8 protein-coding genes and 1 tRNA gene are annotated in these 8,272 nt (G+C 38.8%); 3 read left to right on the top strand and 6 right to left on the bottom strand.

What is annotated here, in order from left to right:
• Positions 1-155 precede the first annotated feature (155 nt).
• Positions 156-800 (top strand): 2OG-Fe(II) oxygenase, encoded by a 645-nt coding sequence (locus MWU78_RS20170; protein WP_247001200.1) that lies wholly within the window; start codon positions 156-158, stop codon positions 798-800.
• A gap of 158 nt (positions 801-958) precedes the next feature.
• Here the strand turns inward: MWU78_RS20170 and MWU78_RS20175 are convergent, their stop codons facing one another.
• The 4 genes from MWU78_RS20175 to MWU78_RS20190 all read right to left on the bottom strand — a co-directional run bounded on the left by MWU78_RS20175 (position 959) and on the right by MWU78_RS20190 (position 4,141).
• Complete coding sequence (locus MWU78_RS20175) at positions 959-1,435, bottom strand: DUF4199 domain-containing protein (protein ID WP_247001203.1); 477 nt, start codon at positions 1,433-1,435, stop codon at positions 959-961.
• A gap of 7 nt (positions 1,436-1,442) precedes the next feature.
• Positions 1,443-2,210: an enoyl-CoA hydratase/isomerase family protein gene (locus MWU78_RS20180; protein WP_247001218.1), complete on the bottom strand. Its 768-nt coding sequence runs from the start codon at positions 2,208-2,210 to the stop codon at positions 1,443-1,445.
• Positions 2,211-2,294: 84 nt separating this feature from the next.
• The gene (locus tag MWU78_RS20185; protein WP_247001205.1) at positions 2,295-3,629 is read right to left on the bottom strand and encodes an MATE family efflux transporter; all 1,335 of its coding nucleotides are present in this window, start codon (positions 3,627-3,629) and stop codon (positions 2,295-2,297) included.
• Positions 3,630-3,640: 11 nt separating this feature from the next.
• Positions 3,641-4,141: a GNAT family N-acetyltransferase gene (locus tag MWU78_RS20190; RefSeq protein ID WP_247001207.1), complete on the bottom strand. Its 501-nt coding sequence runs from the start codon at positions 4,139-4,141 to the stop codon at positions 3,641-3,643.
• 266 nt (positions 4,142-4,407) lie between these two features.
• On the opposite strand from MWU78_RS20190, the gene MWU78_RS20195 reads away from it, so the two are divergent.
• Together MWU78_RS20195 and MWU78_RS20200 are read left to right on the top strand one after the other, a co-directional pair.
• A complete protein-coding gene (locus tag MWU78_RS20195) occupies positions 4,408-5,205 on the top strand; it encodes a universal stress protein (RefSeq protein WP_247001210.1) in 798 nt (265 codons plus the stop codon).
• A gap of 71 nt (positions 5,206-5,276) precedes the next feature.
• A tRNA-Ala gene (locus MWU78_RS20200) sits at positions 5,277-5,350 on the top strand.
• Positions 5,351-5,458: 108 nt separating this feature from the next.
• Here MWU78_RS20200 and MWU78_RS20205 read toward each other — a convergent pair.
• Positions 5,459-6,262, bottom strand: coding sequence for a hypothetical protein (locus tag MWU78_RS20205; RefSeq protein WP_247001212.1), 804 nt, complete (start codon positions 6,260-6,262; stop codon positions 5,459-5,461).
• 133 nt (positions 6,263-6,395) lie between these two features.
• Positions 6,396-8,272, bottom strand: a 1,877-nt coding sequence (locus MWU78_RS20210) for a phage tail tape measure protein (RefSeq protein ID WP_247001214.1), incomplete at its 5' end; no start/stop codon positions are given.

The following is an 8,272-nucleotide window of genomic DNA, read 5'->3' on the forward strand; positions in this document are numbered from 1 at the left end:
AAAAAGTATTAGAAATCAGGTATTAAGCCTAAAATGGATCATAAACATTATCTTCATACCATAGATGGTTTGCGAAGTTTTTATAGACTTAGCGCATTATGTAAAACCAATCCTATTTTCATCTATTTTTGCCCGATTTTTAAAACGACATTAACTTGGTAGAACTTTTTGAGCAATTGGAATTTAAGGAGAATCCACTTTTCGAAAAAGTGATCGAGGATATCCTAATTCAGAAATACAGTATTGTCGACGATTTTTTCTCGATGGAAGAAGTAGCCCAATTACGGGGTTCCCTACTTGACAAATACGAAGAGGACGAGTTTAAAAAAGCCGCTATTGGAAATCGCTTGAACGAATTGATCATAAAGGCGATCCGTGGGGATTTTATTCTATGGATGGATGAGAAAAGTAATGATGTTCTGGAACAACAATTTTTCTTAAAAATAAATGAGCTTGCAAATTATCTGAACAAGACCTGTTTTATGGGAATAATGTTCAAAGAATTCCACTATGCCATTTATCCGGAGGGTACTTTTTATAAGAGACATTTGGATACTTTTCAAAACGACGACCGCCGCAAACTATCCATGGTCTGTTATTTGAATGAACCAGACTGGGTAGCTGAAAAAGATGGTGGTGAATTGGTACTTTATCTACCTACGGAAAATGGCGAAGAGGCAAAACACATCACCCCATTTCCTGGACGTGTAGTAATTTTTGAAAGTCAGGAATTGGAGCATGAAGTAAAACCTGCACATCGTGAGCGCCTTAGTATCACAGGGTGGTTAAAAACCAGATAGTCTACTTACCTTTTATATTTTCTATTATTTTTAATTCGATTAACGAAATAAACCACAAGTAAAACTAGGGCTAATAGAGGGAAAACAAAGTTCCCGTTTAAGAACGATAAAATATCCATTGTAAAAGTTTAAAAAAATAAAACGGTCATCAAGTTCGGTTATTGTCTCTTCACAAAAAAAGCCACAATTGCCGAGGTAACGATCCCCATGGTCAATGCGCCAAAAACACCCTGAATCACATAACTTTTCAGACTAAAATAACTTTCGGCAGCTTCTTGGGTCATTTTACCCGAATCCACGGCGAACTTAATAATATTTGTAAAATATTCAGGAGTAATAAAGGTACTGGTTATATATTGGGTCAGCGGACTTAATAAAGAGATGATTACACTTAAAATGATACCACTGATAAATCCCTGTTTCCAGTTCATTTTCCCATTATAGTCCACTTTTCTTTTGTCCAAAAGTGCCAAGACGTATACTGTGATGGCTATGATCGCAAAAAAGTTGGTATATATAGCGTGTTTTTCTATAAGCACGTCATGCCAACCCATAGATTTCTCAAAGGCCATCCAAAGTAGGGTAGCCAGTGAAAAAATAATGGCCCATTTAATTTCAATACGGAACTTGCTCATAATATTTCTATTTCTTAAATTTTGAGAGGGCGCTTTTGGTTTCTTCAGAAATGGCCAAACGACCTGTAATTTCGGCCCTGTTCGTCAATAGGGTGTCCCAATGACCAGTCCCTTCCCAAAGCACTTTCTTCCATTCCTGTAAGGCTTCCTGATTATAACTAGCCAATTTTTCAGTGAAAATTTCCAACTCTTTGTCCATCTCCCCCATTTTATCATAAACCTTGGAAAACAAACCCTTTTCCTGTGCCCAATAGGCATTTTTCCATTCATTGGGTGATAGGGACAGTTCCGAGAGGCCAGCAAGACCTATTTTTCGCAGTACCGCTGGGGCAATTACCAATGGAGCTATCCCTATGGTGAGTTCGGATAAACGTATGGCCGCTGCCTCGCAGGCAAACACATAGTCACATGCCGATATAATTCCTACACCACCTCCTACCGCCTTACCTTGTACTCTTCCAACTATAAGCTTTTTACAAGTCCTCATGGCATTGAGCAAATGGGCAAATCCGCTAAAGAATATTTTTCCTTCAGATAAAGTGCTCACTTCCACCAATTCATCAAAGGATGCTCCTGCACAAAAAGCCCTATCCCCTTCTGATTTCAATACTATTACAGAAACCTCGTCATTTACTGATAATTCCCCCAAAGTTGCGGTAAGTCTTTCCAAAAGTTCCACAACGAATGAATTACTGGCAGGATGCCCAAATTCTACCGTAGCAACCCTATTTACAATGTTAGTATATAAACTTCCGTTTGATCGGGTAGTGCCCATATTATTCTTGTTAGTTTTTATCCCTCCTAAATTTACGCCCATACCTGAAATTGTGGGTCAAAGTTTTATAGTGGTATTTCAAAATTAAACGTTTTGAAGAAGCGGACGAAACTTTCGTCTAAATTTCCATACCAATGCACCTCCCCTAATAAACATCCAAAGGGTAAATGAAAGCCAAATACCATAGAGCCCCCAACCAAGATATTTACCTACAAAGAGCAAAGGAACAAAACCTATGAAGGTCGCGACCAGCAGGACATTCCTAAGATATTTCATTTCCCCCAGACCCTTAAATAGTCCGTCGAAAACAAAAGCCACCATATTCATGGGTACACCAAGGATTACGATAAAAAATATGGAATAGAAGGCTTGTAATACCGAAATGTCGTTTGAAAATATACTCCCTATGGGTCTATAGAATACGAAGCCTGCCACAACAAGAACTAAACTTATAACAAAACCGTACAACATTATTTTTTTGGCCAATTCCCAAAGTCCATCGTAGTTCTTGGCACCCAACAACTTACCTCCCATTATGTTCCCGGCGGCTCCATACCCATCAATAAAAAAAGCCGAAAAAAGCCAAAGGTTTATGGCAATGGTATGGGCCCCTATGTACTTGTCGCCCAAAGCGGTTGCTTCCCTTACCGCCAAAATCAAGGCCGTATTTAACGCCAGCGCCCTAACGAAAAGATTTAGGCTCATGACTACCAATCTACCCAACTCTGGATGTAGGGGGAATTTAAGGGCTAGGCTGATATTTGTTTTAGTAACCAGCAATACAAATGCCATTAAAGCCATTATGCCCTGGGCAATTAAACTGGCCCAAGCCGCACCTTCCAAATACATAGGAGAAATAATGCCATCCACACCGTATACGAATACAAAGTCAAGGCCTATATTCAAAACTGCCCCCGTGATGGCGATCAACATGGGATAGTACGTATTCTGCAATCCTCGAAAAATACCCATTACGGCAAATACAAATAAGGTCAAAGGGAATCCCCAGACCCGAATGGAGTAGTAAGAAATACAGAGCTCCAAGATTCTGCCTTTGGCATTGAGCAAAACAAATATTTCTTCCACAATAAAAATGGTAGAAAGGAGGATAACAATACTCAATAGAATGTTTAAGAAAATAGCCTGTGCAGGGAGTGTTTTAACCCTGTCCAACTTCCCCGCGCCCAAGTATTGTGACAAAATTGCGGAAATAGCGCTACGGGTTTGACCTAAAATCCATATCAACATAGACAAAAACGCGCCCACTATACCCGCTGCTGCCAAGGACTCCATCCCATCTTGAGGTATGTTGCCCACAATGGCAGTATCGGTAATGGATAGTAATGGTTCCGCAATACCTGCTATGGTAGCAGGAATGGCAAGATTATTAATAGTTTTAAAATTTATAACTGTCTTCAAAAAGGAATGTTTTACAATATTAGTTCGTAACAATGAAAGGGAAATTGACTCTGTTTGGGGAAATAAATATCCCCAACGGTTTTGTAACCTCTAGCCGAATAGAATTTATTGTTGCGGCTATTTTTGCTAAAAGTATCAAGCCTTACGGATATATAACCCGCTTTCCGGGCATATTCCTCCGCAAAATCCATTAATTTCACAGCATGCCCTTTTTTTTGTTCATCTGGATGAACGGCCAACCGATGAATATAAATATTCCTTCCATTCGGAGTTAACCAGTTAATTGGATAATATTCAGAATCCATTAAGGTGGAGATAACTACTGATCCAATTAATTTTCCCTTTTCTTCCAAAACATAAAGTTCCTTTCGAGTAACATCCAACCAGAAAGCCTCTTGTGAAGGGTAATTTTCGTTCCATTGATAAATGCCCTGTTCTATCATATTATTGGCGCAGGCCTTGGTAATATTAAGAATGTCGGGAATTTCCAATATCTTTGCCAATCGAATCATGCACGGTTAATTTTAATTTGTAAATTTATGCTATTCATGAAGACATGAAGACTCGTGTCATGTAAGGGCACAACCATTTTATTAACATTAACCAAAATTTTTATAACGCCATGTCTGACCAACAAACTAGTATAGGTGTTAAAAGCAATTATAACTAAACTTATGAAATAAGCCATAACGATTTTGGATACCAACCGAAATAATTAATATGGCGAATTACTCCCGATAGGTATCGGGATGACCAATAATCAAATAAAAATAAGCAGATGAAAAATATCCTAGTTCCCATTGGAACCTCTGAAAATGCACACGAAACATTACAATACGCGGTGGACTTCGCGACCGAATTTGGTTCCAATATTTTTGTAATGGAAGTATTTAGTGTCAGTGCCAGTGCCAGTACTTTGGCGAACATCAGGGAAAAACTTGCTGAAAGCAGTAAGGAACATATAAAGGCAGTCATTGAAAAGGTGGATTCCAAAAATGTAACTATTAAAATGGCCACTTATAATGGAGACATAGTAGATGGATTAAAAGACATTGACAAGGATTTAGGGATAGATCTAATAATTTTGGCTCCAAGAAGTAACGACATACAAGAGGAATTGTACCTAGGGCATACTTCTGGGAAAATTGTAAAACAAACAGACATACCCACTCTTATTGTACCAAAGGGGACTGTTTTTAAACCGTTTAAAACAGTATTGACAGCCTTTAAATCTGGCGTATTAAAGCAGAAAAGCATTTTATATCCTTTGATAGAAATTAAGAAGAAGTTTGAGTCCAAGGTTAGTCTCTTATTTGTAAAAACGCCAGGCTACACCAAGGAAGACCTCAAAATAAATATGTCATTAATGGGATTGAGTTCAGAACTTATCCAATCTGAAAATCCTTCTACATATTTAGGGGTATTACAGCATTTTGAAGCAAAACACCCAGACTTACTTTGTGTTTTTAGGAGAAAAAGAGGTTTCTTTAAAAAACTATGGGAAAAGAACACGATTCCCAAATCGGAATTCTACGCTCCAGTCCCCGTTTTGGTGCTAAGTGTGAAAAAAGATTAAAATATTGGAATAAGCTTAAATTGTACTTTGATAGTGTCAGAAAAAGTATTTTCTTTGCGGCAGCCAAATTTGGGGGATTAGCTCAGCTGGCTAGAGCGCTTGCCTGGCAGGCAAGAGGTCACCGGTTCGACTCCGGTATTCTCCACGGTTAAAGCCCATATACATAATGTTTATGGGCTTTTTTATTTTTGGTTGACAATCGAGTTGATAATTTTTTATAATAAGTGTATTCGAGTTATTTTTAAAATATGATTCACAAACCTAGCGGAGTTCTTATTGTGTAACCATTTTGCATGCTTTCCGCCATTGCCTTAGAATGTTGATATAATGCAGCTTGACTATTTCGAAGAACATTATATTTTTCAATCTTATCGGTCATTGCCGGATTAATTAAAATCCACAAATCCATATCTTTTAAAATATTTTCAATTTGATTTCTATAATAATGCCTAAAACCATCTTCTAACTCCACCTTTCTTAGGGATTCTTGCAATACATAAATACTCCTTATTTGTCCAATCATAGTTTCTATTGGTTCTTTAAGAGTGTCATTAATTTCCATTACCGCGTCTCCTGAATCAACTTTTTTTTGTCCTGGATAAGTCATAATCCTATCCCTATAAGAATTTACGGTTTTAGAAATATATCTAATATAACTATACCCCTCAATCCGGTTATCAGCGTAATAATCATCCCTAATCGAATTAAATAGAACTAATATTGAGTTGAAAGTTTGTTCTTTTTGAATGAGTCTTATTTGTGTATTATGGTCCTTCCTTTGTTGGGCGTTAGCAAATATTTGAGCAGAAAAAGACTTGAATACTAAATAGGCAGCCAAGAGATTCACAAACGGCGAAGTAATACCGCCAATAGTATCACCAATTGGCCCGGAATCTTCAAAACTAAAAAGCGAGCTATATTGAGTTAGAGCAATCGGAGCAACTATTATTAATAGAATAAATACCCCAATAAAAAAATATTCCCATGGCTTAAAAAGGATTATGTCAAATTCCTCCCCATTATTAGCTTTTTCCTTTTCGCTATTTTTTCCTTTCATTATAAATATGTTTTGTCATCGTACTATAATTTAGATTGAATAAATTTATAGGAAAGATAACATTTTAGATAATAAAAAAACCGCTAAACTAATAGCGGTCTTTCACATCAAAATAAATGGACAAACAAAAATTTTAATTCATTCCTTGGGTATTGGTTAACCTTATCGGTATTGCAACGGGTCCGTTTGATTTTGCCGATTCCACGTTGTTTCCTTTATCTCTAATATTAAGATCTATACTACCTTTTACCATGGCATCCCTTGTGGCCTGTCGGCTTTGTTCTGCCCTAACTTCCGGACCGTCCAATGGTTTGCGGCTGTCGTTCACATCCAATTCACCTGACATTTCGCCGATTTTATCCAACCCAATGGATGCCATTTTTCCGACCTTACCGGGCATATTGGATAACAACGTTAATAATTGTTTCATTGGCCATAAAATGTACTTCATTAGGCTTTGGCCAATGTTTTTAAAGAAATCCGTAAAACTGAAATTCTTGAACCATTTCACCAGGTTGTCCCACACCGCGCCGATCATTCCCGTAAACGTTTTCCATTGCTTACCAAACCATGCGGTTATGTCGTCCCAATAATAAAATATAGCAATTACGGCGGCAATGGCGGCCACAATAGCCAAAATTGGCCACAATCCTAAATTTAGGGCCACCCCAAACGCTGTGGTTGCGGTGGTTGCTAACCAGGTGCCCGCGGTGGTTACGGCCATAATTGTTTTGTACGCTCCTAATGCAACGGCATTTTGCCCAATGGCTATGGATGCAGTTGCACTTAAAGCACTATGGACACCTAAAACAATATTATATGCCGCAAACGCGGCCTGTGAACCATACACTAATACTTTTAACGCTCCAAAGGTGCCAATTAAACCCGCGCCAACGGCCACAACCGTTTCCATGTGGTCGGCAACAAAGAATAATGTATTTTGAACCTTACTTAACCCACTCCCGGCGGTTGCTGTTCCTATCAAGACATTATTAAAACTATTCTTTACAGAATCCAAGGCGGTGTTAACCGTTTTAGATGCCGCGGAAAATTCGTTGTTTAAATCAATATTTTGTTTAAACGCTGAATTGGCCAACTTCAACTTTTCTTCCAACAAATTAAAGTTTGTGGCCAATGGAATAATTCCTTTAGACACCGTTTCACCATCCAAACCTAAACCGGACAACGTTTGTTGAACGCTACCCCCTTGAACATTTATATTATTCAGTCCTTTGATCAACGCGGTAAACGCCGCTGTTTTATCCGATGCAAAAATATTTTTGGCTTCTTTAGAGGTCAACCCCATTACCTTAGCGTAGGCCGCCAGTGTTTTACCACCTTTGATTGTCGCGTCCTCTATTCCGCGGAAAACTTTACCAACCGCAGTTCCCGCAGCTTCGGGCCGGACGTCCAAAGATTTTAACGCGGTGGAAATTCCAAGTATTTGGGTCGATTGTAATTTATATGCCGCCGTGGCCCTGGCTACCTCGCTAGCAACTCCCAATATTTCTGATTCCGTCGCGGCCGATGTATTTCCAAGTCCAACCAATGCAGACGCAAACCGATCCACTACCCCGACACCCTCACCGGTAATTGTTAATAATCGAGCAATTGACGCGGCCCCGGCTTCCCCTTGTATATCGCTCGCTTTTTCTAATTTTGATAAGGTGGTTGAAAACTTTAAAATATTGGCGTTTCCTGTTACTCCAAGTTGCCCCGCAACCTGGGCCAATTCCAATAGTTTATCTGACGAAATGCCGCGCAATTTTTTAGATGTCATCAACACTTCATTACTGAACTGTTTTAAATCTCTGCCTATAATGCCGGTTGTTTTGCTAACTCCAACCAATCCCGTTTCGTAGTCCCGGACCCCCCCTATTCCGCTAGCAAATAAGGTCCCCAGGCCAATACCAAGAGTTAATTTGGTAAGATTGCCCAGTTTAGAAAAAGTCCGATTTATTGAATGATCAAACCGCTTTATTGCCGCAATTCCATTGTTTGAAAAATTAC

This window comes from Arenibacter sp. F26102, assembly GCF_023015865.1.
Classification (GTDB): Bacteria; Bacteroidota; Bacteroidia; order Flavobacteriales; family Flavobacteriaceae; genus Arenibacter.

Coding starts and splice junctions, on each gene's coding strand:
- MWU78_RS20175 (WP_247001203.1), bottom strand. CDS start 1,435: ATGAGCAAGTTCCGTATTGAAATTAAATGGGCCATTATTTTTTCACTG.
- MWU78_RS20180 (WP_247001218.1), bottom strand. CDS start 2,210: ATGGGCACTACCCGATCAAACGGAAGTTTATATACTAACATTGTAAAT.
- MWU78_RS20190 (WP_247001207.1), bottom strand. CDS start 4,141: ATGATTCGATTGGCAAAGATATTGGAAATTCCCGACATTCTTAATATT.
- MWU78_RS20195 (WP_247001210.1), top strand. CDS start 4,408: ATGAAAAATATCCTAGTTCCCATTGGAACCTCTGAAAATGCACACGAA.
- MWU78_RS20205 (WP_247001212.1), bottom strand. CDS start 6,262: ATGAAAGGAAAAAATAGCGAAAAGGAAAAAGCTAATAATGGGGAGGAA.